Consider the following 26,207-nt stretch of genomic DNA (forward strand, 5'->3'; position numbering starts at 1 on the left):
CTAAATTCACTTCATGGCGGAGACGAAGCGCGAGATCGAGCGGAAGTACGAAGCCGGGGCGGACGTCGGCCTGCCCGACCTGACCAGAATCGCCGCGGTGGCGGCGGTCGTCGACCGTGGTGTCGTCGAACTCGACGCCACCTACTACGACACCGCGGACCTGCGCCTCGCGCGCTCGGCCCGCACCCTGCGCCGGCGTACCGGCGGCGACGACGAGGGCTGGCACCTCAAACTCCCCGTCGCCGAGGGCGTACGCGACGAGATCCAGGCACCCTTGTCCGCCACCGTGCCGCGCGCACTCGCCGGTCTCGTACGGTCCCGGATCCGCACCGCCGAACTGCTGCCCGTCGTCGCGATGCGCTCCTCGCGCGACGTCCGGCATCTCGTGGACGGGGACGGCGCGCTGCTCGCCGAGGTCGCGGTGGACACCGTGCACGCCGAACGCCTCGCTCCGCAGGGAGCCGGCACGGCCACCTGGACCGAGATCGAGGTGGAGCTGGCCGACGGAGGTGATCCGGCCTTCCTGGACCGGGTCGACAAGCGGCTGCGCAAGGCCGGGATCGCACCGGCCGGTTCGGCGTCCAAGCTGGCCCGGGCGCTGGCGGAGACCGGGGGAGGGGCCGAGGACGGGACCGGGCCCGGGGCCACGAGCAAGGCGAACGGCGAGAAGCGGGCCGGCGGACACGAGACAGACACCGCCGCCGCCCCCGTCCTCGCCTACCTCCGCACCCAACGCGACGCCCTCGTCGCCCTCGACCCCGACGCACGCCGCGACCTGCCCGACGCCGTGCACCAGATGCGCGTAGCCACCCGCCGCCTGCGCAGCACCTTCCGCAGCTACGGCAGGATCCTCGACCGCCGGATCACGGACCCCATCGGCGACGAACTCAAGTGGCTGGCCGGCGAACTCGGCATCGACCGCGACCGCGAAGTCCTCACCGACCGCATCCGCGAGGGCCTCGCCGGCCTCCCGCGCGCCCTCGCCACCGGTCCCGTACGACGGCGTCTGCGCACCTGGTCCGCGGCCCGCCGGCACGGCTCCCGCCGCCACCTCATAGGCGTACTCGACTCCCGCAGGCACCTCGAACTGCTCGACACCCTCGACGCCCTGCTCGCCGACCCGCCGCTCACGGACGCATGGGCGCGGCCCGCCGTTCCGGCGCTCACCCGGGCCGTACGACGCGACTACCGGCGCCTGGCCGGCTTCGTCGAGGAAGCACTGGCGGCGACGCCCGCCACTGAGGAACGCGACATCGCCCTGCACGAGGCCCGCAAGAAGGCCAAACGCGCGCGCTACGCAGCGGAGGCCGCCGCCCCCGCACTCGGCAAACCGGCCCGCCGCCTGGTCCGCGACCTCAAATCCCTGCAGACCCTGCTCGGCGAGCACCAGGACAGCGTGATGAGCCGCCAGGCACTGCGCGAGCTGGCCGCCCAGGCGCACGCGGAAGGCGAGAGCTCGTTCGCCTACGGCGTCCTGTACGGGCGCGAAGAGCGGGCCGCCGCTGTCGCAGAGGCCGCACTGCCGCAGAAGTGGGCCGGAATCGGACGCTCGCTCGTGGTCTGACGGTCACCGAAGCCGGTAAGGGGAGGTCCCTCGGCCACGTTAGGCTTGAGGGTCACCCCAGCCCGCTGACGAAGGTTCGAGATGTCTGTCGAGTCGGTCTTCCCACAGCTAGAGGCTCTGCTCCCGCATGTGCAGAAGCCGATCCAGTACGTCGGGGGAGAACTCAACTCCACCGTCAAGCCGTGGGACGAGTGCGACGTGCACTGGGCTCTCATGTACCCGGACGCGTACGAGGTCGGACTGCCCAACCAGGGCGTCATGATCCTCTACGAGGTGCTCAACGAGCGCGAGGGCGTCCTCGCCGAGCGCACCTACAGCGTCTGGCCGGACCTCGAGGAACTGATGCGCGAGCACCGGGTCCCGCAGTTCACCGTGGACAGCCACCGCCCGGTCAAGGCCTTCGACGTGTTCGGCCTGAGCTTCTCCACCGAGCTCGGCTACACCAACATGCTCGCCGCCCTCGAGCTGGCCGACATCCCGCTCGAGTCGAAGGACCGCACGCTCGACGACCCGATCGTCCTCGCCGGCGGCCACGCGGCCTTCAACCCCGAGCCGATCGCCGACTTCATCGACGCCGCGGTCATCGGCGACGGCGAGCAGGCCGTCCTCGACATGACGGAGATCATCCGCACCTGGAAGGCGGAGGGCCGGCCCGGCGGACGCGACGAGGTCCTCTTCCGCCTCGCGAGGACCGGGAACGTCTACATCCCGCGCTTCTACGACGTCGAGTACCTGCCCGACGGCCGCATCGGCCGAGTCGTGCCCAACAGGTCCGGCGTCCCGTGGCGCGTCTCCAAGCACACCGTCATGGACCTCGACGAGTGGCCGTACCCCAAGCAGCCGCTCGTCCCGCTCGCCGAGACCGTGCACGAGCGGATGTCCGTGGAGATCTTCCGCGGCTGCACCCGGGGCTGCCGTTTCTGCCAGGCCGGCATGATCACGCGCCCCGTGCGGGAGCGCAGCATCACCGGCATCGGTGACATGGTCGACAAGGGACTCAAGGCCACCGGCTTCGAAGAGGTCGGCCTGCTGTCGCTGTCCTCCGCGGACCACAGCGAGATCGGCGACATCGCCAAGGGCCTCGCCGACCGGTACGAAGAGGACAAGGTCGGCCTCTCCCTGCCGTCCACGCGCGTCGACGCCTTCAACGTCGACCTGGCCAACGAACTCACCCGCAACGGCCGCCGCTCCGGCCTCACCTTCGCCCCCGAAGGCGGCTCGGAGCGCATGCGCAAGGTCATCAACAAGATGGTCTCCGAAGAGGACCTGATCCGGACCGTCGCGACCGCCTACGGCAACGGCTGGCGCCAGGTGAAGCTCTACTTCATGTGCGGCCTGCCCACCGAGACCGACGAGGACGTCCTGCAGATCGCCGACATGGCGACCAGCGTCATCGCCAAGGGCCGCGAGGTCTCCGGCAAGAGCGACATCCGCGCCACGGTCTCCATCGGCGGCTTCGTGCCCAAGCCGCACACGCCGTTCCAGTGGGCCCCGCAGCTCTCCGCCGAGGACACCGACATCCGCCTCGGCAAGCTCCGCGACAAGATCCGCGGCGACAAGAAGTACGGCCGTTCCATCGGCTTCCGCTACCACGACGGCAAGCCCGGCATCGTCGAAGGCCTGCTCTCCCGCGGCGACCGCCGTATCGGCGCGGTCATCCGGGCCGTGTACGAGGACGGCGGCCGCTTCGACGGCTGGCGCGAGCACTTCAGCTACGACCGCTGGATGGCCTGTGCCGACAAGGCGCTGCCGTCCTACGGCGTCGACGTCGACTGGTACACGACCCGCGAGCGCACCTACGAGGAGGTCCTGCCCTGGGACCACCTCGACTCGGGCCTCGACAAGGACTGGCTCTGGGAGGACTGGCAGGACTCCCTCGACGAGACCGAGGTCGAGGACTGCCGCTGGACCCCGTGCTTCGACTGCGGGGTCTGCCCGCAGATGGACACCAGCATCCAGATCGGCCCCACGGGCAAGAAGCTGCTCCCGCTGACCGTGGTCAAGTAGCCCCGGCCGCCGGGGCGTTGACCCGCCCCGGCACCATGGGCCGATGCCTCGTCTCGTCGCCCCGGACACCCGCTTCCGCCACTCCTTCGTCGAAGCGATGGGGGAGTTCGCCGCCGAGGGCGAGTTCTTCGGTGACACCCTGCGGCGCGAGCTGGCGCTGTACGGCGACGACTGGCACACCCCGTCCGGCTTCGCGCGCTATGTGGCGGCGATCGGAAACGAGTCCCGTGAAGAGGGCGTCCGCCCGGAGGGCTTCGTGCCCGCCACTTGGTACTGGTACGTCGACGGCCCGACGTTCCTCGGCCGTATCCAGATCCGGCACCGCCTCACGCCCCTTCTGCGCGACTACGGCGGGCACGTCGGCTACGGAGTGCGTCCCACTGCCCGCCGCCTCGGCCACGCCCGGGCCATGCTGCGCGAGGTCCTGTCGTACGCGCAGGCGCTCGGGCTCGACGAGGTCCTGCTGACCTGCGAGGTCACCAACACCGGCTCCCGCAAGGTGATCGAGGGCTGCGGCGGCGTTCTGGAGGACGTGCGCGGCAGTAAGGCGCGGTACTGGGTGAGCGCCGGGCGCATCCAGGCCGAGGTGTGAAGCGTCCTCGTACGTATGGCACTTGAGGGGAGCGCAGCCGGGGAGCAGGCCGACCGGGGTGAAGGATGCCTGCTGGTGGCCGTCCGGCTGCCGGTGCGGATCATCGTCCTCGTGCTCGTCGTGCCGGTCCGGATGGTCTGGGACCTGGTGGTGTCCGGTGGGCGGTTCGTGGGGCGTGCGGTGCTGCTGCCGTTCGGACGGGGGCTCGCGTGGCTGGGGCGGGTGCTGTTCGCGCTGCCCGCGGTGTTTCTGTGGCAGCGGGCACTGAAGCCCTTCGGCCAGGGCTTCGCGTGGCTGGCCCGGGCGGTCGCGAGCGGCTTCGCGTGGCTGTGCCGGGCGTTGTTCGTTCGGCCGTGGGTGTGGTTGTGGCGGTGTGTGGTGGTGCCGGTGGGGTGTGGTTTCGCCTGGCTGGGGCGGGTGTTGATCGTGGTGCCGGTGGTGTGGGTCCACGCGCGCGTGCTCACCCCGTTCGGGCACGTACTGGGCTGGTTCGGAGGTCACTTGGCGAGAGGGGCGGGCCTGGCACTCCGAGGGCTCGGTACCGGCCTCTCGTACCTGGGCATGGCGTTGTTCGTCTGCCCGTGGGTGTGGTTGTGGCGGTGTGTGGTGGTGCCGGTGGGGTGTGGTTTCGCCTGGCTGGGGCGGGTGTTGATCGTGGTGCCGGTGGTGTGGGTCCACGCGCGCGTGCTCACCCCGTTCGGGCACGGTTGCCGGTGGCTCGGCACGGGGGCGCTCGCGGTGGTGGGGGCGGTCCTGTACTGGACGCTCCGGATTCTTATCGTGCTGCCCGCCCTCTTCCTGTGGCGCTGGATTCTCGTACCGCTCGGCAGGGCGCTGGCGGTCGTGGCGCGGGAGACCGGTGACGCGCTGGGACATGCCTGGCGCGCCGCCGGCCGGGTTTCTCGCGCGGTGGGCAGGTTCTTCGCGCGCCTGCTGCGCCGGACGTTCGTCGAACCCGCCCGATGGGTCTACCGGGCCGTGCTCACCCCGGTCGGGCACCTGGTCAGGGATGCCGTCTGGCGTCCGGCCGCCCGGGCGGCGCGGAGCGTCGGCCGTGCCGCACGGCAGGCCGCGGCCACCGCCGCCGAGCACGCGCGGCAGGCACGGGCCGAGGTGCGGCGCATGCTCTTCGGCAAACCGGTACCTGCGCAGGTGCCGATCGCCGGCTCCGAGCCCCGGCGGGAACCTGGGGACGGCGAGCCGCGTACTCTGGAAAAGAGGTCCGCGCCCGTACCTTCCCCGTCCGTGCGGGGGTGACCGGGCCCGGCCGTGGAAAGCCCCGCCGACGCGGGGGGCGGTCCCCGGACCGCCGTACACAAGGAGACTTGACCCTGGGCAAGCGACAGCCCGAAGGCCCGCCGCCCGCACCCGCGGTGCAGCGCATCCGACTGCGATACACCAAGCGCGGCCGCCTCCGGTTCACCAGCCACCGCGACTTCCAGCGCGCCTTCGAGCGCGCCCTGCGTCGTGCCGAGGTGCCGATGGCGTACTCGGCAGGTTTCACACCGCACCCCAAGGTGTCGTACGCCAATGCCGCCCCCACCGGCACGGGCAGTGAGGCCGAGTACCTGGAGGTCGCGCTCACCGAGCACCGCGACCCGGACCCGCTGAGGCACCTGCTCGACGCCTCGCTGCCGGACGGGATCGACATCACCGACGCGGTCGAGGCCCGGACCTCGGGCCTGGCGGACCGCCTGCAGGCCTCCGTGTGGGAGCTCCGGCTCGACGGGGTCGGCGACGAGGAGGCGGAGCGTGCTGCCACCGCCTTCCTGGCCGCCGAGACCGTCGAGGTGGAGCGCCGCACGAAGAACGGCATGCGGAGCTTCGACGCGCGCGCCGCCGTCGCGGAACTCGAGGTGGTTCGTCCGGATCCGGACGGTGGTGCTGGTGAGGCCGGTGATGCGGCAGCCGTTGACGCCGGGCGTATCAATAGGCCGGGGCACGGACGCTGTGCGATACTGCGCCTGGTTGTTCGGCACGTGACGCCTGCCGTTCGACCCGACGACGTCCTGTCCGGTCTCCGAGCTGTGGCCGACCTGGCGCCGCCAGTCGCCGCAGCGGTGACCAGGCTGGCGCAGGGGCTTTTCGATGAGGAGTCCGGCACGGTGACCGACCCGCTCGCGCCCGACCGCGAGGCAGTCAAGACCGATCCACCCGGTGACCGGGCGGACGGCGAGCTGACCGCCGCGGCGGCGCAGGTGCCGGAAGGCTCCGCGTAGGGACGTACGTCGTAGCGCAGCCCTTGTACTCGGGAGCCACCAGGGTCGGGCAGCGCACTGACCACAAGACTTTCGCCAGGCCGTACGTACATCGCGTGGGGAACCGGCGAGACTAGACAACTGAGAGCTTCCGTGCGGCGCCCACGCCCATCGGACGGCGGCCCCGCGCAATCCGCGGCGGCCGCGGACGTCACCCGACAGGGCGCGGCGCCCGGGAGCCTGACGGGAGAACCGCCCGCATGCTCGAGTCCAACGACCCCGGACTGACCGGGGACGCCGAAGAACAGAACGACGCTCCTGGCGACAAGCTGCCGCCGCGCCGCAGGCGCCGCGCCGCTTCCCGCCCCGCGGGCCCGCCCGTGGCGGCCGATACCGGCACCGCAGCCGCACCGCAGGCCGACGAGGAGCTTCAGGAGACCCCGGAAGAGACCGAGGACGTCTCCACCGACGGCGGCGACTCCGCCCCGGCCGCCGCCGAACCCGTGGTGGAGCCCGCGCGTACGCGCCGCCGTGCCACCCGCAGGGCCAGCGCCCCGGCCGGTGCGCCGCGCGCGGCGGACAACGCGCCCGCCGAGCCCGTCCCGTCCGTACCGGACGAGCCCGTGGCCGTGGCGAGCGCCCCCCAGGACACCGAACCCGCGGACGACGCGGCGCCTAAGCGCAGCCGTCGCCGTGCCACCCGGAAGGTGACGGCGCCCGCCGGTACGCCGACCGCTTCCGGCGAGGACGAAAACGCGCCGAGTGCCGCCGAGCCGGTCCGCGCCGAGGCCCCGACCGCGCCCGCCGAGCCGGCGTCGGCCGCCGCCGACGAGGACCCCGCCCCCCGAGGCCGTTCGCGCCGCCGTTCCGGCCGTCGGGCCGAATCGCCCGCCGGAGCGCCGGAGGCCGTCGAGACCGCCGCTGAGCCCGAGGCTGCCGCCAAGTCCGAGACCGCCGCCCAGGCAGAAGCGCCCGCCGCCGAGCAGGACGCGGAGGCCGAGACCGGTGGCCGCCGCGGCCGCCGCCGTTCGTCCCGCAAGTCCGCGTCGATGTTCACCGCGCCCGAGCCGGGCAGCCGCGCGGCCGAGACCGGCGGCAACGGCGAGACCGCCGAGGCCGAGGAGAAGTCCGGGGGCCGCGGCAAGCAGAAGCGGCCCGCCGTGGCCGTGTTCCAGGCGCCCGTGTTCACCGAGCCGATGTTCCAGACCCCCGAGCGCGCGGCCGCTGCCGCTGCCGCCGAGGCCGCTCAGGAACCGGCCGAGGAGCCCGCCGAGGAGGAGACGACCCCGCGCCGTCGCCGCCGTCGCCGCGCCGAGCAGGCCGAGAGCCCCGCGCCGAGCCGGCCGGAGCCGCAGGAGACCACGGAAGAGCGCGCCGACGAGGCGCAGGCCGAGGACGAGCCCGAGGCCGCCGAGCAGCACGACGGCGAGGACGGCGACGAGCAGGGCGGCCGACAGGGCCGTCGCCGTCGCCGCGGTGGCCGTCGCCGTCGTCGTGGTGAGGCAGGGGACGGCGAGGGCGGAGAGGCGCAGGACGAGAGCGACGACGCCGAGGCCTCCGACGAGCAGACCGAGTCCGAGGATGACGCCAAGGGGCAGTCCGAGGCCGGGGACGAGGACCGTTCCGAGTCGAGCGGCTCCAGCAGCAGCCGTCGTCGCAGGCGGCGTCGCCGCCGGGCCGGCGACTCGGGTCAGGACAGCGAGCCGGGCGACGGCGACCCCGAGCGTACGGTCGTCAAGGTCCGTGAGCCGCGGCCCAAGTCCGAGGCGTCCGACGAGGTGCAGTCCATCAAGGGCTCGACCCGCCTCGAGGCCAAGAAGCAGCGTCGCCGCGAAGGCCGCGAGCAGGGCCGCCGCAGGGTGCCGATCATCACCGAGGCCGAGTTCCTGGCCCGCCGCGAGGCCGTCGAGCGCGTGATGGTCGTGCGCGAGAACGGCGAGCGCACCCAGATCGGTGTCCTCGAGGACGACGTCCTGGTCGAGCACTACGTCAACAAGGAGCAGTCGACCTCGTACGTCGGCAACGTCTACCTGGGCAAGGTGCAGAACGTCCTGCCGTCGATGGAGGCCGCCTTCATCGACATCGGCAAGGGCCGCAACGCCGTGCTCTACGCCGGCGAGGTCAACTTCGAGGCGCTCGGCATGGCCAACGGGCCGCGCCGCATCGAGACCGCCCTCAAGTCCGGCCAGTCCGTGCTGGTGCAGGTCACCAAGGACCCGATCGGCCACAAGGGCGCCCGCCTGACCAGTCAGGTCTCGCTGCCCGGCCGGTACCTGGTCTACGTGCCCGAGGGCTCGATGACCGGCATCAGCCGCAAGCTGCCGGACACCGAGCGGGCGCGCCTGAAGACCATCCTCAAGAAGATCGTCCCCGAGGACGCGGGTGTCATCGTGCGCACCGCCGCCGAGGGTGCGAGCGAGGACGAGCTGCGCCGCGACGTCGAGCGACTGCAGGCGCAGTGGGAGGAGATCCGGAAGAAGTCGAAGACCGGCAACGCGCCGACTCTGCTGTACGGCGAGCCGGACATGACGGTCCGCGTCGTACGCGACATCTTCAACGAGGACTTCACCAAGGTCATCGTCAGCGGCGAGACCGCCTGGGAGACCATCCACGGATACGTCTCGCACGTGGCACCGGACCTGGTGGACCGGCTGCAGAAGTGGACCTCCGAGGTCGACGTCTTCGCCACGTACCGCATCGACGAGCAGCTGATGAAGGCGCTGGACCGCAAGGTCTGGCTGCCGAGCGGTGGCTCTCTGGTCATCGACAAGACCGAAGCGATGATCGTGATCGACGTCAACACCGGCAAGTTCACCGGTCAGGGCGGCAACCTCGAGGAGACCGTCACCAGGAACAACCTGGAGGCGGCCGAGGAGATCGTCAGGCAGCTGCGTCTGCGCGACCTCGGCGGCATCGTCGTCATCGACTTCATCGACATGGTCCTGGAGTCGAACCGGGACCTGGTGATGCGGCGGCTGCTCGAGTGCCTGGGCCGCGACCGGACCAAGCACCAGGTCGCCGAGGTGACCTCGCTCGGTCTGATCCAGATGACCCGTAAGCGGGTCGGCCAGGGTCTGCTCGAGTCGTTCTCCGAGACCTGCGTGCACTGCAACGGCCGCGGCGTCATCGTGCACATGGAGCAGCCGACCTCTTCCGGGAACGGGAGCGGGAACGGCGGCAAGCGGTCCAAGAAGCGCGGCCGCGGCGGCGACCAGGCGCAGGAGCACACGCACGAGCACACCAAGGACGACGCCGCGAAGTCCAAGGCCGAGCCCGAGCCGGAGACCGAGGCGGAGGTCGCGGCCGAGGCCGCGGCGCCGGTGAAGCTCGCCGAGCCGGACTTCAAGCCGGACGAGGAGCTGTACGGCAGTGCCGCCGAGGCGGAGGCCGCAGCCGGCCGGGGCGGTCGTTCGCGCCGTCGTGCCTCGCGGAAGGCCTCGGCTCCGGCCGGGTCCCCGAAGCAGGCGGAGGAAGCGCCTGCCGCGGTGGTCGAGGCGCCGGCCGATGAGCCGGAGGCGGTCCAGGAAGCGGCGCCTGCCGTCCCGGAGACCGTCGAGGCCGCGCCGGCGCCCCGTACGCGGCGTCGTGCCTCGCGGAAGGCCTCGGCTCCCGCCGGGTCCCCGAAGGCGGCAGACGAGGCCCCCGCGACCGTGACCGTCGAGGCGCCCGCGCCCGAGGCTCCGGTGGCCGAGCCCGCGGCCGCAGCTCCGGTGGAGGCCCCCGTGGCCGAGCCCGCCGCTGTGAAGGAGCCCGCCGCGCGTCCGCGTCGCCGTGCCGTACGCAAGGCCGCCGCGCCCACCTCGGCGGAGGACGCGGCCGTGGTGGTCGTCGCCTCCGGTCCGGGCGACGAGGCGGAAGGCGACGCTGCCGACGAGGCCGCTCCGGCCAAGAAGGCGGCCCGCAAGACCGTCAAGAAGGCCACCGCCAAGAAGGCCGCGACAAAGAAGACCGCGGCCAAGAAGACGACGACGGCAGCCAAGAAGACGACGACGGCGAAGAAGGCGACCAAGGCGAAGAAGACCGCTGCGGCCGAGCAGCCGCCGGCGTCGGGCGTTTCCGCCCCGGCCGAGAACGCCTGACCCGTACGTCACGAGGACGCCCTCCGCCCGGCGATGCCGCCGGGCGGAGGGCGTCCTGGTGTGCGGGGCCCGTCCCCCGCGGACGAGCCCGCGGGGGCTGGTTTGACCCTTTCGGCCGAGGCCCCGTAATCTTGGGCGTCGGTGTGTGATTACGCCGCGCCCCTGAGCACCTCCCTCCCGCTCCGCCGGGAGAGGCCGCTCGTCCAATCCGGATCGTCGGTTCCCCCGGGGACCGCGTGAGCGGCTGGCATCAGGGGTTCCGTTCCGAGCGAAAGAGAGTCCGCGTGTACGCCATCGTGCGCAGCGGTGGTCGCCAGCACAAGGTAGCTGTCGGCGACATCGTTGAGGTTGACAAGATTTCCACCGCCCAGGTTGGCGACACGGTAGAGCTCTCTACCCTGCTCGTTGTCGACGGCGAGTCCGTGACCAGCGACCCGTGGGTGCTGGCCGGCATCAAGGTCGCGGCCGAGGTCGTCGACCACCACAAGGGCGCGAAGATCGACATCCTTCGCTACAAGAACAAGACCGGCTACCGCCGTCGTCAGGGCCACCGCCAGCAGTACACGGCGATCAAGGTCACTGAGATCCCCACGGCTGCGAAGTAAGGGACTGAGGAGACATGGCACACAAGAAGGGCGCATCGTCCACTCGGAACGGTCGCGATTCCAATGCTCAGCGGCTCGGAGTGAAGCGCTTCGGCGGTCAGCTCGTCAACGCCGGTGAGATCATCGTCCGCCAGCGTGGCACCCACTTCCACCCGGGCGACGCCGTCGGCCGTGGCAAGGACGACACGCTGTTCGCGCTTGCCGCCGGCGCCGTGGAGTTCGGTACCCACCGCGGCCGCAAGGTCGTCAACATCGTTCCGGTCGCCGAATAATCTCGGTCCCGTAGAGCGGTTCTCTCCGAGGGCGGACCTCGCTTCCCGTACGGACTCCGTACGGGAAGCGGGTCCGCCCTCGGCGTGTTACGAGTAAGACCATTCCGTACACCTCGGGCCGTCGGCCGGAGGGACCCCCAGGAGGCACCCCACCATGACCACCTTCGTGGACCGCGTCGAGCTGCATATCGCCGCGGGTAACGGAGGCCACGGCTGTGCCTCCGTACACCGGGAGAAGTTCAAGCCGCTCGGCGGCCCGGACGGCGGGAACGGCGGCCGTGGCGGTGACGTCATGCTGGTCGTCGACCAGTCCGTGACGACTCTGCTCGACTATCACCACAGCCCGCACCGCAAGGCCACCAACGGCAAGCCGGGCGAGGGCGGCAACCGCTCGGGCAAGGACGGCGAGGACCTCGTCCTCGCGGTCCCTGACGGCACCGTCGTCCTGGACAAGGACGGGAACGTCCTCGCGGACCTGATCGGCGAGGGCACCAGCTACGTCGCCGCCCAGGGAGGCCGCGGCGGGCTCGGCAACGCCGCGCTCGCCTCGGCCCGCCGCAAGGCCCCCGGCTTCGCGCTGCTCGGTGAGCCCGGCCGAGGCGGGGACGTGGTCCTCGAGCTGAAGACCGTCGCCGACGTGGCACTGGTGGGATACCCGAGCGCGGGCAAGTCCTCGCTGATCTCGGTGCTCAGTGCAGCCAAGCCGAAGATCGCCGACTATCCCTTCACGACGCTGGTGCCCAACCTCGGTGTGGTGACGGGCGGTTCGACCGTCTTCACCGTTGCCGACGTGCCCGGTCTCATCCCCGGCGCCAGCCAGGGCAGGGGGCTCGGCCTCGAGTTCCTGCGGCACGTCGAGCGCTGCAGTGTCCTCGTGCACGTCCTGGACACCGCGACGCTGGAGTCCGACCGCGACCCGCTGTCCGACCTCGACGCGATCGAGGACGAGCTGAACGAGTACGGCGGTCTCGGCGACCGCCCGCGTCTGGTCGTCCTCAACAAGATCGACGTACCCGACGGCAAGGACCTCGCCGAGATGGTCCGGCCGGACCTGGAGGCCCGGGGGTACAAGGTGTTCGCGGCGTCCGCCGTGGCGCACACCGGTCTCAAGGAACTCTCCTTCGCACTCGCGGAGTTGGTCGCCAAGGCGCGGGCCGCCAAGCCCAAGGAGGAGGCGACCCGCATCGTCATCCGCCCGAAGGCCGTGGACGACGCCGGATACACGGTGACCCGCGAGGAGGACGGCCTCTACCGCGTGCGCGGTGAGAAGCCGGAGCGCTGGGTCCACCAGACCGACTTCAACAACGACGAGGCCGTCGGCTACCTCGCCGACCGTCTGAGCCGCCTCGGCGTCGAGGACGACCTGCTGAAGGCGGGCGCCCGCTCCGGCGACGGCGTCGCCATCGGCCCCGAGGACAACGCGGTGGTCTTCGACTGGGAGCCCACCGTGCTCGCCGGCGCCGAGATGCTCGGCCGCCGCGGCGAGGACCACCGCCTCGAGGCCCCGCGGCCGGCCGCCACGCGCCGCCGCGACAAGCAGGCGGAGCGGGACGAGGCGGACCAGGAGTACGACGGCTTCGAGCCGTTCTGAGCGGTGGCGGCGCCGCGCTGACACACGTCGGGGCGGGCGTCGCCCGGCAGCGACAGCAAAGCGCTGGGTCCCGAGGAGAATCTCCCCGGGACCCAGCGCTTTGTCGTGCGGAGCGTTCTAGACGTTGACCGAGTCCTCCGCCGGGTCCGTGCGCTCGCCGTCGAGATCCGCGGCCGCGTCGTCGGCCTCCGCCTCGCGCTGCGTCGGAATGCCCGCCGCGGCCTTGGACTCCATCCGTGCCCGGCGTTCGTCCGCCCGCGCGCACAGGGCGCGTACGGCGTCGTTGAAGCGGACCAGGGACGGCGGGTCCGCGGGGCCGAGGAGGTGTTCCTTCAGCTCGGCGCGGGCCGCCGCGTGGCGGTCCTTCTCCGGGTTGCGCACGGTGTCGAGCAGTCCGGGCATCTCGGTGGCGGCCGGGCTCAGGATCGTCGCGGCGCTCACCGTCGGGAAACTGCTGCGGAACTCGGCCTCGGTCATGCCCGAGGTGTTTGCGACCGCGTACGGCTTCTCGCTGGTCAGGTAGTCCGAGACCACGCTCGACACATCGCTGATCAGCAGGTCCGCCTGGTTGAAGCAGGTGAAGATGCCGGGCCGGGCGTCGGTGATGATCTGGTGCTCCCACTCGGGGAACGACGCCCAGTACGCGGCCTCCCAGGCCTCGGTGGCGACGGCCACGGCGGCCTCCCGGCTGCCGTCCGGAACGCCCTGGAGCAGCATCCGCTCCATCTCGTCCGCGCCGGTACGGAAGTTCGTGGAGGTCAGACTGTCGAGCTCGGCGGCGCGCCGGACGAGCTCCTGCGCGGCCGCGGGACCCGGGCGCTCACCGGACCGCTTCGCGGCCGCCTCACGGATCATGGCCCGGATGCGCTCGTCGGCCTCGCCCGCGCGGGGGTCGACCGAGCCGGTCATCGGGTGCGGCTTGTACAGCAGCCGGACGTGGTCGTCGGCGAGCAGGTGGCGGACGATGTTCTCGCCGGCGAGAACGACCGAGGTGTTGCCCGGGTTCCCGTCCCAGCCCTCCCAGGTGGGGGCGTAGAGCACGGTCGTGTACGTGCTCTTCGGGGCGCCCGTGTACGGCAGGATCGGCGACAACTGGGGGCGGCCGACCTCGACCACGTCCCGGTCGTCGACGCCGATGTCGGCCTGCTGGTAGCGGTCGCGCGCCGCGGGGCCCGCCACCCAGACCTCGTCGTAGGCCTTGGCGTACGGGTTGCAGGAGGAGAGCTTGTCGCTCTCGCCGTGGTTGGTGAACGCGTGCTTGATGGACGGTATGCGCAGGACCTGCGAGGTCTTACCCGAGTTGGCCGGGTGCAGCATCATCTTCAGCGTCGAGTTCTCGAGCGCGAACATGTTGGCGACCTTGGGGATGCAGACGATCGGCACGTCGGTGGCGTCGATCTTCTGCACCATGAACCGCTCACGGAGCACGATCAGCGGCTTGCCGTCCAGCTGGGAGAGCGTGGAGAGCCACATGTTGGCCTGGTACGCGGAGGTGGTGCCGCCGGAGAAGTACATGGCGACCGTCGGGCGGTACTCGGCCAGCCACTGGTCGAACCACTCCATGACCACCTTGTCGCTCGCCGCGCGCTTGCCGGGGAGCAGCCAGGTGGCCAGGTGGACGGTGCCGACCAGCATCGCGGCGAGCGAGATGCCGACGCCGACCGCACCGCCGTGCACGGTCTTGGTGAGCGCCGAGACGAGCAGACCGACGGTCGCGGGCGCCGAGAACAGCAGCAGCCGGTGCGCCTGGCGGCGGGCCAGGATGCGCGGCGGTGACTGGGTGAGGTGCAGCTCGGATGCGTCGATGTTCCGCGTCACGAGCGGCAGCTGGCGGCTGCGGCGGACGAGGACCGCCAGCGCCTGGCAGATGAAGTGCAGCAGGAAGAAGGCGAGCAGCGAGATGGTGAGCGGCGCCTGCTCGTGCAGCGGATTGATGCCGGGCAGTCGCAGCAGGCCGACCAGAATCAGCATGTCGCGCAGGAGCTGGCGGACCGTGACGTCGAAACGGATCTTGCCCAGGAGTGCGAGCAGACCGGGCTGCCGGTACTGCAGGTAGGTGTCGAGGGCGAGCCCGCCGGCGGAGGCGATCACGAAGACCGGCAGATTCGGCAGCAGGGCGCCTGCGAGCTGTGCCGTGAAGAGCACGAACATCGAGAACAGGGCAAGCAGCTGCACGATGCGGCGGGGGGCGAGTCCGGCTGAGGGCACGGGCTGGGCTCCTGGCAAGTTGGCTGGGGGGCGGGTCTTACTCGGGGGTGCTGCGGGGGCCGACGGCGTGGGGGCGCGGTCGGGACCTTCGAAACATCCTCGGGCCTTGGTGGGGAAGGCCGACCCCTGACCGTATGGCTATCGCGGTCTCTGTAGCAATCTTCAGTCAGCGGAATCATGAGATAAAGGGGCAAACGCTATGAACCTCAACACGTCCTGGCCGACGGCTGGTTGATGCGTGAGGTGTGCCACATTCCGGATCGTACGCCGGGGAGCCTCCGACCTGCGCACCCGCGCGCTGCGGCCCTGGCGTTCCGCCCCTCGGAATGCGGGAGCGGTCGCGCGCGGTGCTCGCGTAGATTGCTGACACCGCTCCGCAAGCGGACATCGCTGCGGATTCCAGCAGGTCGTGACCATGGGGGACGTACGTGTCGGGCGCAGGGCAGAACGAGGCAGTCATCGGATCGGACGCGGTCGAGGCCGCCCGACCGTGCGACCGCCAGGCCGTGCGCGAGGCCCGTCGCATCGTCGTCAAGGTCGGCTCCTCGTCGCTGACCACCGCCGCGGGCGGCCTGGACGCGGACCGCGTGGACGCCCTGGTCGACGTCCTCGCCAAGGCGCGCGATCGGACCGCGGCAGGGGCGCCCGACGACGGCAGCCGGGAGATCCTGCTCGTCTCCTCCGGGGCCATCGCCGCCGGACTCGCGCCGCTCGGGCTGATCCGGCGCCCCCGCGACCTGGCCCGCCAGCAGGCCGCGGCCAGCGTCGGCCAGGGGCTGCTCGTCGCCCGCTACACCGCCTCCTTCGCGCGGTACGGCGTACGGGTCGGCCAGGTCCTGCTCACCAGCGACGACATGGCCAGACGCGCCCACCACCGCAACGCCTCGCGCACCTTCGACCAGCTCCTGGCCATGGGCGCCCTGCCGGTGGTCAACGAGAACGACACCGTGGCCACCGACGAGATCCGCTTCGGCGACAACGACCGGCTCGCCGCCCTCGTCGCCCACCTGGTCCGCGCCGACCTCCTGGTGCTCCTGTCCGATGTGGACGGTCTCTACGACGGAGACCCCTCGCTGCCGGGCAGCAGCCGAATCGAGGAGGTGCGCAGCCCGGCCGACCTGGACGGCGTGCAGATCGGCAGCTCGGGGCGGGCCGGTGTCGGCACCGGCGGCATGGTGACCAAGGTCGAGGCGGCCGGGATCGCGGCCGCGGCAGGCATCTCCGTGGTGCTGACCTCGGCCGTGCACGCCGCGGACGCGCTCGCGGGCCGCGCCACCGGTACGCACTTCCACCCCACCGGGCGCCGCTCCGCCGACCGGCTGCTCTGGCTGCAGCACGCCTCGACCCCGCAGGGCGCGCTCACGCTCGACGACGGCGCGGTGCACGCGGTCACCGAGCGCCGCACCTCGCTGCTGCCCGCCGGGATCAGGGCGGTGGAGGGCGAGTTCTCCGCCGGGGATCCCGTGGAGCTGCGGGATCTGGCCGGGCGGGCGGTCGCGCGGGGGCTCGTCAACTTCGACGCCAAGGAGATCCCCCAGCTGATCGGCCGTTCCACGCGCGATCTGGCCCGGGAGCTGGGTCCCGCGTACGAGCGTGAGGTCGTGCACCGGGACGATCTGGTCGTCCTGACGAAGTGAAGGCGATGTGACGGCGACGGCGGTGGTCGGGGCCCCCGCGAGCCGCTGGTCGCCGCGCGCCGTCGGCCTCACGGTTTCCGGAATGAGCCGATCCGCAAGAAGCGTCCGCGGGTTGCCCCGACCGTGTCGTAAAGCGGCCGAAACAACAGCCCCCGGCGAGGGACCTTCCGCAAAACCGTCACGCGCGCCCTCGTCGCCTGGTCAACTTTGTCTCGGGGGTAACTTTCGCACGACCAGAGCTTGACAGGAGGCCGCCGTGAGACGAGTGCGCCCTGGGGCGGCAGCCCGAGGTGTGCCCGCCGAACGAGCGCTGACCAGCGTGACGGCGGGCCAGGAGTTCGCGGACGACGAGCGGCTCGAGCCGGTGGACCTGCCCCGGCTCTGGCACGTCACGCTGAGCGTCTCGGGTCCCGCCGCGCCGCTGCCCGACATCCGGCGCGGCCTCGAGCAGCTGGCGCATGACCACCCGTTCCTGCTGACCAGCCGTTACGCGGCCGACCACGCGGAGATCCGCTACTGGGAAGAGGCCAGGGACCTGCACGACGCGGCGGCCGTCGCGCTGCGCCTGTGGGGCGAGCACCGGCTCAGCGCCGGGCTCCCGCCCTGGGAGATCGTCGGCCTCGAGGTCATCGACCGCGACACGTATCACCAGCGCATCGCGGAAGGCTACGGTCCGCCGCCGGCGGCCCCGGTCGGCGTGCACCCCTTTTGAGCCGAGTCGCCCACCACATGGCCTCCGTACACCCCGGGCCCGTGCCGATGTCTCGGAGTGCGGAACACCCTCTGGACGCCCCCGGCAGCCCGGCTACCCTGCGGTCATGACGTCGCCCATCCCGGTCTCCCCGTACGACAACATGACGCCGGTCGCCCAGGCCGCCTACCGGGCCAGGTCCGCCGCCGCCGACCTCGCCCCGATGCCGCGGTCCGTCAAGGACGACGCGCTCCTGGCCATCGCCGACGCCCTCGAGGTGCGGACCAGGGAGATCGTCGAGGCCAATGCGAAAGACGTGGCCAGGGCCAAGGAGGCCGGCACCAGCGACACCGTCGTCGACCGCCTCACGCTCACCCCCGAGCGGGTCCGCGCCATCGCCGCCGACGTACGCGACGTCGTCGCCCTGCCCGACCCCGTCGGCGAGGTGGTCCGCGGCTCGACCCTGCCCAACGGCATCGACCTGCGCCAGGTCCGGGTCCCGCTCGGTGTGGTCGGCATCATCTACGAGGCCCGGCCCAACGTCACGGTGGACGCCGCCGCCCTGTGCCTGAAGTCGGGCAACGCGGTGCTGCTGCGCGGCTCGTCCTCCGCCTACGACTCGAACACCGCCCTGGTCCGCGTGGTCCGCGACGCGGTGGGCGGCGCGGGCCTGCCCGCCGACGTCGTGCAACTGGTGCCGGGGGAGTCCCGCGACTCCGTGACCGAGCTGATGCGCGCCCGCGGCCTCGTGGACGTCCTCATCCCGCGCGGCGGCGCCTCCCTGATCCGCACTGTCGTCGAGCAGTCGACCGTGCCGGTGATCGAGACCGGCACCGGCAACTGCCACGTGTACGTCGACGCCCAGGCCGACCTCGACATGGCCGTCGAGATCCTCGTCAACTCCAAGGCCCAGCGGCCCAGCGTGTGCAACGCGGCCGAGACCCTCCTCGTCCACCAGGACATCGCCGACGCCTTCCTGCCGCGCGCCCTCGAGGCGCTCGCCGAGGCCGGCGTCACCGTGCACGGCGACGAGCGGGTCGTCGCGGCCGCGGAGGGGAGCAAGGCCACCGTGGTCCCGGCGACTCCCGACGACTGGGAGACCGAGTACCTCTCGTACGACATCGCGGCCGGGGTCGTCGACTCGCTCGACCGGGCCGTGGAGCACATCCGGCTGTGGACCTCCGGTCACACCGAGGCGATCGTGACGACCTCGCAGCAGGCGGCCCGCCGCTTCACCCAGCTCGTCGACTCCACCACGGTCGCCGTGAACGCCTCGACGCGGTTCACCGACGGCGGCCAGTTCGGCTTCGGCGCCGAGATCGGGATCTCCACGCAGAAGCTGCACGCCCGCGGACCGATGGGACTGCCCGAACTCACTTCCACGAAGTACATCGTCACCGGCGACGGACACGTGCGCTGACCCGCACACCGCGCCGCCTGCCACCGTCTCCACGAACCGGCGGCGCGGAACCGTTCCGGGGTGAATTCCCATACGGTCTGCCCAAATTGCCCCATCCGGTCTAGGCTGGAGCCGTGCCGGAGGACGTGGGGGGCACGCCGTTTCCGGACGGCCGGGAGCCCGACGACGACCACGACCGCGGAGGTGCGGACGACGCGTTCGCCTCCGTGGTCTTCGACGAGGCCTTCGTCCGCTCGGCCGCCTTCCACGAACCCACCGCGGTGGAGCGACTGCTCGCCGCTGCCGAGGCCCGCAGGGCCCGCCGTCACGGCTCTCCGGGGGACGACGACCCGGAGGCGTACGACGGTCCGGCGGCCTACGGAGACCGGGCCGGATACGGCACGCGCTACGTCTTCGGCACCGGAGCCTTCGGCCGGTCCGCTCCCGGCCGCGACGAGGTGGACGAGCCGGAGTACCCCGAGGAGAACCACGCCCGCCGCGGCAGTTCCCGCTGGCACCGCCCCGTGGCCTGGCTCCTCGCCCTCGCGATGGGCATCGGCATGGTCGCCCTCGCCTTCGCCGCCGTCTACCGGGGCAGCAGCTCAGGCCGCCAGGACCCCACGCCGCCGCCCGCCACCACAGGCGTCGACCTGGGACCCTCCGTATCGGCCGACTACTCGCAGCAACCGATCCCGGTCGAGCCCGGACTGCCCTGACGCCACCGATCGGCCACCCGCTCGTACGCAGTGGGAATCCGGCACAACTTGTCGCCCACCGAGGCGTTTACGCATGGCCGTGACGACCTACTCTGAAAGTATGGCCGGGTCTGGAGAGCCACCTGAGGGCGCACCCGATTCAGTCCCGGGTGGCGAGGAGGAGTACCGCTCCGTCGTCTTCGACGAATCCTTCGTCCGTGCTGCCAAGATCCAGGAATTCTCCGCCCACGAGCGCGTCGACGAGCACACGCCGGCCGTGCGCAGCAGCCCGCCGGTGCCGGCCGTGGTCAAGAACTTCTCGCGGCAGGCCCTGATCCTCATGGTCCTCATCGCGATCGCCTTCGGCACCGCCATCTACATGGGCGTCCGCCACCCCTACGAGCAGCCGTCCGCGGGGCGCCCCGCGGAGCCGCTGCGGACGACCGTCATCCCGCTCGTGCCCGGCGGCGCCGTGCCGGGCGCGAAGGACCCCGAGAAGCTCTTCGCGAACAGCCCGGCCGCCCAGTTCAAGCAGGGCGCGGCGGGTATCTCGCTGCCCGCGGTCAGAGCCACCTCGCACTTCTCCGAGAGCCAGGTCCTGACCGCCCTGACCACGGCCAAGGACTACCTCGTCGAGTCGTCGCTCGATCCCGACGTGCTGACCGGCCACACGGTGCGACCGGTGCGGATACTGATCGACCCGGACCAGCTCGACCAGTTCGACGACAGCTTCGCCCGGCCGGTGGCGGACGGACGGCACGCTGCCACCGGCTGGCTGGTGCGCTTCGACCCCGGGCAGTCCGCGCTCGCCGACAGCGGGATCCGGGTCCGCGGTTCGATGCACGTCGGCGAGGCGAACGACCGGACGCTCGAGGTCAGTTCGGAGCACACCTTCGTCTACGCGCTGCGCGAGCCCGGCGTCGAGGACGGCCGCACCTCCCTCTTCACGGTCCGTCGGGAGCTGCACTTCCGCTTCGACCAGACCGACCTGCGGATGCACCGCACCGAGCTGCTCGTCTCGTATCTGCAGGCCGGACCGCTGGCCTGTGCCACGGACTCGGTGGGGCGGCTCAGGCCGCTGCTCGCCGGCCAGAAGGCCGAGGTGGGCGGGCCCGCCGGCACCGACCCGTACGCGCCGGACAGCGCCACGGCTCTGTGCGGGGCGCTCGACCCCTCGGCGCAGCCCAAGCCGCCCCGTTCGTCGTAGGCCCGGGCTCAGGCCTTGTCGTCCGGGCCCTCGCCGTTCTCCGTCGACGTGCCTGCGTCCTTGCCGGTGCCCGTGCCGGCGCTGCCCGAACTGCCGCCCTGGCTGCCGGTGAAGCGGTCGCGCAGCTTGCCGCCCAGATCGCCGGCGCCGCCCGCCAGATCCGAGACCAGCTTCATCAGCGGGTCCTTGCTGCCGCGCACGTCCTGTGCGTACGCGCCCGCGGACTGGCGGAACGAGTCGGTGACCGAGGCTTCCTTGTCCTCGTCGCGCTGCGGGTAGTGGCCGTCCATGATCCGCTGGAAGTCGCGGGACTCGGCCCAGCGCTTCAGCTCGGCGGCCCGCACGGTGGTGAAGGGGTGCGTGCGCGGCAGGACGTTCATGATCTTCAGGACGGAGTCGCGCAGGTCGCCGCCCGCCTCGTACTCCTCGGCCTGGGCCAGGAACGCGTCGACGTTCATCTCGTGCAGGTGATTGCCGCCCGCGATCTTCATCAGACCGCGCATCGAGGCCTGAAGGTCCTGGCCCACCAGGAGGCCGGCGCGGTCGGCCGACAGCTCCGACTTGCGGAACCACTCGCGCAGGGCGGTGATGATCGCCATGATCGCGACGTTCCCCAGCGGGATCCAGGCGACCTTGAGGGCCAGATTCGTCAGGAACAGCAGAATCGTCCGGTACACCGAGTGGCCCGACAGTGCGTGGCCCACCTCGTGCCCGACGACCGCCCGCATCTCCTCCTCGTCGAGCAGCTCCACCAGGCCCGTGGTGACCACGATGATCGGCTCGTCCAGACCGATGCACATCGCGTTCGGCTTCGGGTCCTGGGAGACGTACATCGGCGGGACCTTCTCCAGGTCCAGGATGTAACAGGCGTCCCGCAGCATGGTGTTGAGGTGGCTGAACTGGGTGTCGCCGACCCGCACCGAGTCCGACAGGAACAGCAGCCGCAGGCTCCGCTCGGGCAGCAGACCGCTCAGTGCCTTGAATACGGTGTCGAAACCGCTCAGCTTGCGCAGGGCCACCAAGGCCGAGCGGTCCGCCGGATGCTCGTAGGCCCGGGTCGAGATCCCCGGAAAGCGCCGGCGGTTCCGCTCCGGCAGCTGGTCGTGGCTTTCGGTCATTTCACGGCCCCCAAAGATCTGCGAGTGGTCTCGCCCCCCGTACGGGAATCCAGCCTACGGGCTCGGCCCGCGCTACGAGAGGGACGAGCCGGTGCTTTCCGGGCCCACGGCGGAGCGCGGGACGGGGCGGGTGCCGGCCGGGGCCGAGTCCCCGTGAGCGCTGCGGAGCGTCCCGATTACGATGTGGCAGAACCCGCTCCCACCCGGATAGGTCCACTCCACGATGAGTCTGCACAGCACCGCGACCCAGCTGGTCACCCTCGCCGCCGAAGGCGAGCACAGCGGCAACCACCAGAGCCTCAATCCCTACTTCGTCGGCGGCATGGCGTTTTTCGCGCTCATGCTGCTTCTGTGGATCACCACGCGGTTCAACCGCGACCGCTGACACCGGCGGCCACTGAGCAGTCCTCGGGGACGGGCGCGACCGTCGTCACCCGAACGGGCCGGTAGGGTCTGCACGCATGGGAGAGCAGGACACGCCTACCGGCCCGAAGACGGAGCCCGGCGCCACCAAACGTCGTCTCGGCGTCATGGGTGGCACGTTCGACCCGATCCACCACGGACACCTGGTGGCCGCCAGTGAGGTCGCCGCGCGGTTCCAGTTGGACGAGGTCATGTTCGTCCCGACCGGGCAGCCCTGGCAGAAGAGCCACAGGAAGGTCTCGCCGGCCGAGGACCGCTATCTGATGACGGTCATCGCCACCGCCGAGAACCCGCAGTTCTCGGTCAGCCGTATCGACATCGACCGCGGCGGCAAGACCTACACGATCCACACCCTGCGCGATCTGCGCGGCATGCACCCCGACGCGGATCTGTTCTTCATCACCGGGGCGGACGCCCTCGGCCAGATCCTCACCTGGCGGGATGCCGAGGAACTGTTCTCTCTCGCCCATTTCATCGGCGTGACGCGCCCCGGGCACACGCTGGCGGACCCCGGCCTTCCGGAAGGTGGGGTCTCCCTGGTGGAGGTCCCGGCGTTGGCCATCTCCTCGACGGACTGCCGTGCGAGGGTCGGGTCCGGTGACCCCGTCTGGTACCTGGTGCCGGACGGCGTGGTGCGTTATATCGACAAGCGCGAGCTGTACCGCGGCGAGTGAGCCGAGAGGGGCACCCGGTGAACGACCGACAGTACGACCCGTACGCGGGCGGGCAGGACCCGTACGCGGAGCCCGTCTACGACATCGTCGGCTACGACGAGTACGGCCGGCCGGTGTACCAGCAGGTCCCGCAGCAGCCGCCCGGGGCGCCCCAGCAGCCAGGACAGAGCGGGCACACCCAGCAGTTCGACCCGTACGCCTCGGATCAGGGCTACGGCTACGACCCGTACGGTGCCGCGGCGAACACCGGCCCGCAGGCGCCCGTACCGGACCAGGGATACGGCGGTCAGGGATACGGCGCGCAGGGCTACGACCAGCAGCACACCGGGCAGAACCCGCAGTACACCGGACACAGCCCCCAGTACACCGGTCAGCACCCGCAGCAGTCCGGCTACGACCCCTACGGCCAGGCCGGCGGCACCGGACAGCAGCCCAGGGTCGACGACCGGACCGCCTGGGTCCCGCAGCAGCACCATCCCGAGGCGCCGGGGCAGCAGCCGGGACTCCCGCCGCAGCGCGGTCCGCAGCAAGGCCCCGACGGCGGCGCCGAACGTGACTACCGCACCGAGCAGTTCTCGTTCATCGAGGAGCCGGACGAGGAGTCCGAGGACGTCATCGACTGGCTCAAGTTCACCGAGAGCCGCACCGAACGCCGCGAGGAGGCCAAGCGCCGCGGCCGCAATCGCCTCGTCGCCCTCGTCGTCGTCCTGGCCCTCGCCCTCACCGGCGGCGTCGGCTACCTCTGGTACGCGGGCAAACTGCCCGGCGTCTCCGAGCCGGACGGTGACAAGGCCGCCGCCTCCGGACCGCAGAAGCGCGACGTGATCGTCGTCCATCTGCACAACACCAAGAAGGGCGGCACCTCCACGGCGCTGCTCGTCGACAACTCCACCACCGGCCGCGGCAGCACCGTCCTGCTGCCCAACTCGCTGTCGGTGACCGACGACGACGGCGCGGCGACCACGCTCGGCAAGTCCGTCGATGACGACGGCACGGGCGGCACCCGGGACTCCATCAACTCGCTGCTCGGCACCAGGGTCGAGGGCACCTGGCGCCTGGACACCCCCTACCTCGAGAACCTCGTCGAACTGGTCGGCAACATCGACATCGACACCGACGCCGACGTCCCGGACCCGTCCGCGAAGAAGAAGGGCCAGGCTCCGCTGGTCGAGAAGGGCGAGCAGCAGACCCTCAGCGGAGCGATGGCCGTCGCGTACGCCACCCACCGGGCGAAGGGCGAGCCGGAGTCGGCGCAGCTCAAGCGGTTCGGTCAGGTCATGCAGGGCGTACTGCGCAAGATGTCGACCGATCCGCAGGCCGCGACCACGACCGTGGAGACGCTCACCCTGATCCTCGACCCGCCGCTCGACGAGAAGGGCCTCGGCGCCTTCCTCGCCAAACTCGCCGGCCGCGCCAAGGGCGGCGACTACCAGTCCACGGTGCTGCCCGTGCAGCGCGACGGAACCCTGACCCGGGCGACCTCGCAGAGCGTCGTCAAGGACCTGCTCGGCGGCAAGGTCAAGTCGCCCGAGCAGGGCGAGGCGGTCCGGGTCAGCCTGTCCGGCGGCAAGAAGGCCGTGCAGCGGGCCAGGGTCGACCTGGTCAACGGCGGCTGGTCGATCGTCGCCGGCAGCTCGTCCGGGGGCTCCGCCTCCCGGGTCACCTACGGCGACACCGCGCAGCAGAAGGAGGCGTCCGAGGTCGCCAAGACCCTGGGCCTGCCCTCCGGTGCCGTACGCAAGGGCAAGACCGCGGCCAACGCGGACATCACCGTGGTCCTCGGCTCCGACTACAGCGGTTCCTGAGCGGTCGCGCGGCCCGTCCTCCCGGGAGCCGAGGGGGCGGGCCCGATATCGGCTCGGGGGCCCCTGCGGTCCGTGAGACCCTGGAGGTCCACCCGATATCGACGGAAAGCCTTGCAGTGACCGCGACAGACCGCTCCATCGAGCTCATCGAAGCCGCCGCGCAGGCAGCCGCCGACAAGCTCGCGCACGACATCATCGCCTACGACGTCAGCGACGTGCTGTCGATCACGGACGCCTTCCTCCTCGCCTCCGCGCCGAACGACCGGCAGGTCAAGTCGATCGTCGACGGGATCGAGGAGCGACTGTCCAAGGAACTCGGCGCCAAGCCCGTCCGCCGCGAGGGCGACCGCGAGGCCCGCTGGGTACTGCTCGACTACGTCGACATCGTGGTGCACGTCCAGCACAGCGAGGAGCGCGTCTTCTACGCGCTCGAGCGGCTCTGGAAGGACTGCCCCGAGCTCGACCTGCCCGAGGAAGCCAAGGCGACCCGTGGCAAGGGGGCGGAGCACGCCGAGCAGACGGACCGGGACGCCGACCTGTCGGCGGGTGACGCCTGGTGACGTCTGGCTCCTTCTCGAACGCCTCGTCCGGCCGTGGCCGCCGCGTCATCCTGTGGCGGCACGGCCAGACTGCCTGGAACCTGGAGCGCCGCTTCCAGGGCACCACGGACATCCCGTTGACCGACGAGGGTCTCGCCCAGGCTCGCCGGGCGGCCCGGCTGCTCGCCTCCCTGAAGCCGGATGCGATCGTCGCCTCCGACTTGGCGAGGGCGGCCGCGACCGCCACTGAGCTCGCCACCCTGACCGGGCTCGATGTCACCCACGACGAAGGCCTGCGCGAGACCTACGCCGGGGCCTGGCAGGGACTGACGCACGACGAGATCATGGCGTCGTACGGCGAGCAGTACGCGGCGTGGAAGCGCGGCGAGGCCGTCCGCAGGGGCGGTGGCGAACTGGAGACCGAGGTCGCCGACCGCGCCGCCCCGGTCGTCCTGCGGCATGCCGACAAGCTGCCCGACGGAGGCACCCTCGTGGTCACCAGTCACGGAGGCACCATCCGCACCACCATCGGGCGGCTGCTCGGCCTGGAGTCGCGCAACTGGGAGGGGCTCGGCGGCCTTTCCAACTGCTGCTGGTCGGTCCTCGGCGAAGGCGCCCGCGGCTGGCGGCTCCTCGAGCACAACGCGGGTACGTTGCCCGAGCCGGTGCTCGGCGACGACGACTGAACGGCGCCGGGCGGCGGTCTGGCAAGGCCTTCCGTCCGGTCGGGCCTGGGACCGAACCCGGATTTCACTTTCCGGCTTGTCCCGGGCTAAAGTTCTTCTTGTTCGCCCGCCGAGCGGGGGGAACGCAAGGGGCTATAGCTCAGTTGGTAGAGCGCCTGCATGGCATGCAGGAGGTCAGGAGTTCGATTCTCCTTAGCTCCACACACAGTACGTTCGT

21 protein-coding genes and 1 tRNA gene are annotated in these 26,207 nt (G+C 71.4%); 20 read left to right on the forward strand and 2 right to left on the reverse strand.

Annotated features, from left to right (window positions below; all coding sequences use genetic code 11):
- Positions 1 to 13: 13 nt before the first annotated feature.
- From DSC45_RS32610 to obgE, 9 genes are all read left to right on the forward strand, one after another.
- Positions 14 to 1,564 (forward strand): CYTH and CHAD domain-containing protein, encoded by a 1,551-nt coding sequence (locus tag DSC45_RS32610; RefSeq protein WP_119295634.1) that lies wholly within the window; start codon positions 14 to 16, stop codon positions 1,562 to 1,564.
- An 81-nt stretch (positions 1,565 to 1,645) separates the two neighbouring features.
- A complete protein-coding gene (locus DSC45_RS32615) occupies positions 1,646 to 3,571 on the forward strand; it encodes a TIGR03960 family B12-binding radical SAM protein (protein ID WP_119295635.1) in 1,926 nt (641 codons plus the stop codon).
- 43 nt (positions 3,572 to 3,614) lie between these two features.
- Positions 3,615 to 4,163, forward strand: a complete 549-nt coding sequence (locus tag DSC45_RS32620; RefSeq protein WP_119295636.1) for a GNAT family N-acetyltransferase — start codon at positions 3,615 to 3,617, stop codon at positions 4,161 to 4,163.
- Between the two features lie 75 nt (positions 4,164 to 4,238).
- Positions 4,239 to 5,420: a hypothetical protein gene (locus tag DSC45_RS32625; protein ID WP_346426696.1), complete on the forward strand. Its 1,182-nt coding sequence runs from the start codon at positions 4,239 to 4,241 to the stop codon at positions 5,418 to 5,420.
- A 116-nt stretch (positions 5,421 to 5,536) separates the two neighbouring features.
- Positions 5,537 to 6,382 (forward strand): TIGR03936 family radical SAM-associated protein, encoded by an 846-nt coding sequence (locus DSC45_RS32630; RefSeq protein WP_119295686.1) that lies wholly within the window; start codon positions 5,537 to 5,539, stop codon positions 6,380 to 6,382.
- Positions 6,383 to 6,621: 239 nt separating this feature from the next.
- Positions 6,622 to 10,440: a ribonuclease E/G gene (locus DSC45_RS32635; RefSeq protein ID WP_119295638.1), complete on the forward strand. Its 3,819-nt coding sequence runs from the start codon at positions 6,622 to 6,624 to the stop codon at positions 10,438 to 10,440.
- Between the two features lie 284 nt (positions 10,441 to 10,724).
- Positions 10,725 to 11,045, forward strand: a complete 321-nt coding sequence (gene rplU, locus DSC45_RS32640; RefSeq protein ID WP_119295639.1) for a 50S ribosomal protein L21 — start codon at positions 10,725 to 10,727, stop codon at positions 11,043 to 11,045.
- 14 nt (positions 11,046 to 11,059) lie between these two features.
- Complete coding sequence (gene rpmA, locus DSC45_RS32645) at positions 11,060 to 11,317, forward strand: 50S ribosomal protein L27 (protein ID WP_119295640.1); 258 nt, start codon at positions 11,060 to 11,062, stop codon at positions 11,315 to 11,317.
- A 154-nt stretch (positions 11,318 to 11,471) separates the two neighbouring features.
- Positions 11,472 to 12,908 (forward strand): GTPase ObgE, encoded by a 1,437-nt coding sequence (gene obgE / locus DSC45_RS32650; protein WP_119295641.1) that lies wholly within the window; start codon positions 11,472 to 11,474, stop codon positions 12,906 to 12,908.
- Positions 12,909 to 13,025: 117 nt separating this feature from the next.
- Here the strand turns inward: obgE and DSC45_RS32655 are convergent, their stop codons facing one another.
- Positions 13,026 to 15,116, reverse strand: coding sequence for a hypothetical protein (locus tag DSC45_RS32655; RefSeq protein ID WP_119295642.1), 2,091 nt, complete (start codon positions 15,114 to 15,116; stop codon positions 13,026 to 13,028).
- Between the two features lie 506 nt (positions 15,117 to 15,622).
- Between DSC45_RS32655 and proB the strand changes: the two genes are divergently transcribed.
- The 5 genes from proB (at position 15,623) to DSC45_RS32680 (ending at position 20,745) form a co-directional block, all read left to right on the forward strand.
- Positions 15,623 to 16,753 (forward strand): glutamate 5-kinase, encoded by a 1,131-nt coding sequence (gene proB / locus DSC45_RS32660; RefSeq protein WP_119295687.1) that lies wholly within the window; start codon positions 15,623 to 15,625, stop codon positions 16,751 to 16,753.
- A 256-nt stretch (positions 16,754 to 17,009) separates the two neighbouring features.
- On the forward strand, positions 17,010 to 17,465 hold the full coding sequence (locus tag DSC45_RS32665) for a hypothetical protein (protein ID WP_119295643.1): 456 nt from the start codon (positions 17,010 to 17,012) through the stop codon (positions 17,463 to 17,465).
- Positions 17,466 to 17,571: 106 nt separating this feature from the next.
- Complete coding sequence (locus tag DSC45_RS32670) at positions 17,572 to 18,864, forward strand: glutamate-5-semialdehyde dehydrogenase (protein ID WP_119295644.1); 1,293 nt, start codon at positions 17,572 to 17,574, stop codon at positions 18,862 to 18,864.
- Positions 18,865 to 18,977: 113 nt separating this feature from the next.
- On the forward strand, positions 18,978 to 19,559 hold the full coding sequence (locus DSC45_RS32675) for an SCO2584 family spore wall biosynthesis protein (protein WP_119295645.1): 582 nt from the start codon (positions 18,978 to 18,980) through the stop codon (positions 19,557 to 19,559).
- A 100-nt stretch (positions 19,560 to 19,659) separates the two neighbouring features.
- On the forward strand, positions 19,660 to 20,745 hold the full coding sequence (locus tag DSC45_RS32680) for an SCO2583 family membrane protein (RefSeq protein WP_119295646.1): 1,086 nt from the start codon (positions 19,660 to 19,662) through the stop codon (positions 20,743 to 20,745).
- Positions 20,746 to 20,753: 8 nt separating this feature from the next.
- Here the strand turns inward: DSC45_RS32680 and DSC45_RS32685 are convergent, their stop codons facing one another.
- Positions 20,754 to 21,863 carry a M48 family metallopeptidase gene (locus DSC45_RS32685; RefSeq protein WP_119295647.1) on the reverse strand — a complete coding sequence of 370 codons (1,110 nt, stop codon included), beginning with the start codon at positions 21,861 to 21,863 and terminating at the stop codon, positions 20,754 to 20,756.
- Positions 21,864 to 22,086: 223 nt separating this feature from the next.
- Here DSC45_RS32685 and DSC45_RS35955 point away from each other — a divergent pair, with 223 nt between their 5' ends.
- From DSC45_RS35955 to DSC45_RS32710, 6 genes are all read left to right on the forward strand, one after another.
- Positions 22,087 to 22,248 (forward strand): hypothetical protein, encoded by a 162-nt coding sequence (locus tag DSC45_RS35955; RefSeq protein WP_162929411.1) that lies wholly within the window; start codon positions 22,087 to 22,089, stop codon positions 22,246 to 22,248.
- Between the two features lie 76 nt (positions 22,249 to 22,324).
- Positions 22,325 to 22,960: a nicotinate-nucleotide adenylyltransferase gene (gene nadD / locus DSC45_RS32690; RefSeq protein WP_119295648.1), complete on the forward strand. Its 636-nt coding sequence runs from the start codon at positions 22,325 to 22,327 to the stop codon at positions 22,958 to 22,960.
- 17 nt (positions 22,961 to 22,977) lie between these two features.
- Positions 22,978 to 24,765 (forward strand): LCP family protein, encoded by a 1,788-nt coding sequence (locus DSC45_RS32695; RefSeq protein WP_119295649.1) that lies wholly within the window; start codon positions 22,978 to 22,980, stop codon positions 24,763 to 24,765.
- Between the two features lie 116 nt (positions 24,766 to 24,881).
- A complete protein-coding gene (gene rsfS / locus DSC45_RS32700) occupies positions 24,882 to 25,325 on the forward strand; it encodes a ribosome silencing factor (RefSeq protein ID WP_119295650.1) in 444 nt (147 codons plus the stop codon).
- Positions 25,322 to 25,990, forward strand: a complete 669-nt coding sequence (locus tag DSC45_RS32705) for a histidine phosphatase family protein (RefSeq protein ID WP_119295651.1) — start codon at positions 25,322 to 25,324, stop codon at positions 25,988 to 25,990. Before rsfS ends, DSC45_RS32705 begins: the two co-directional genes overlap by 4 nt.
- A gap of 128 nt (positions 25,991 to 26,118) precedes the next feature.
- Positions 26,119 to 26,191: transfer RNA gene (locus DSC45_RS32710), tRNA-Ala, on the forward strand.
- Positions 26,192 to 26,207 lie beyond the last annotated feature (16 nt).

This window comes from Streptomyces sp. YIM 130001 (genome assembly GCF_003574445.1).
Classification (GTDB): Bacteria; Actinomycetota; Actinomycetes; order Streptomycetales; family Streptomycetaceae; genus Streptomyces.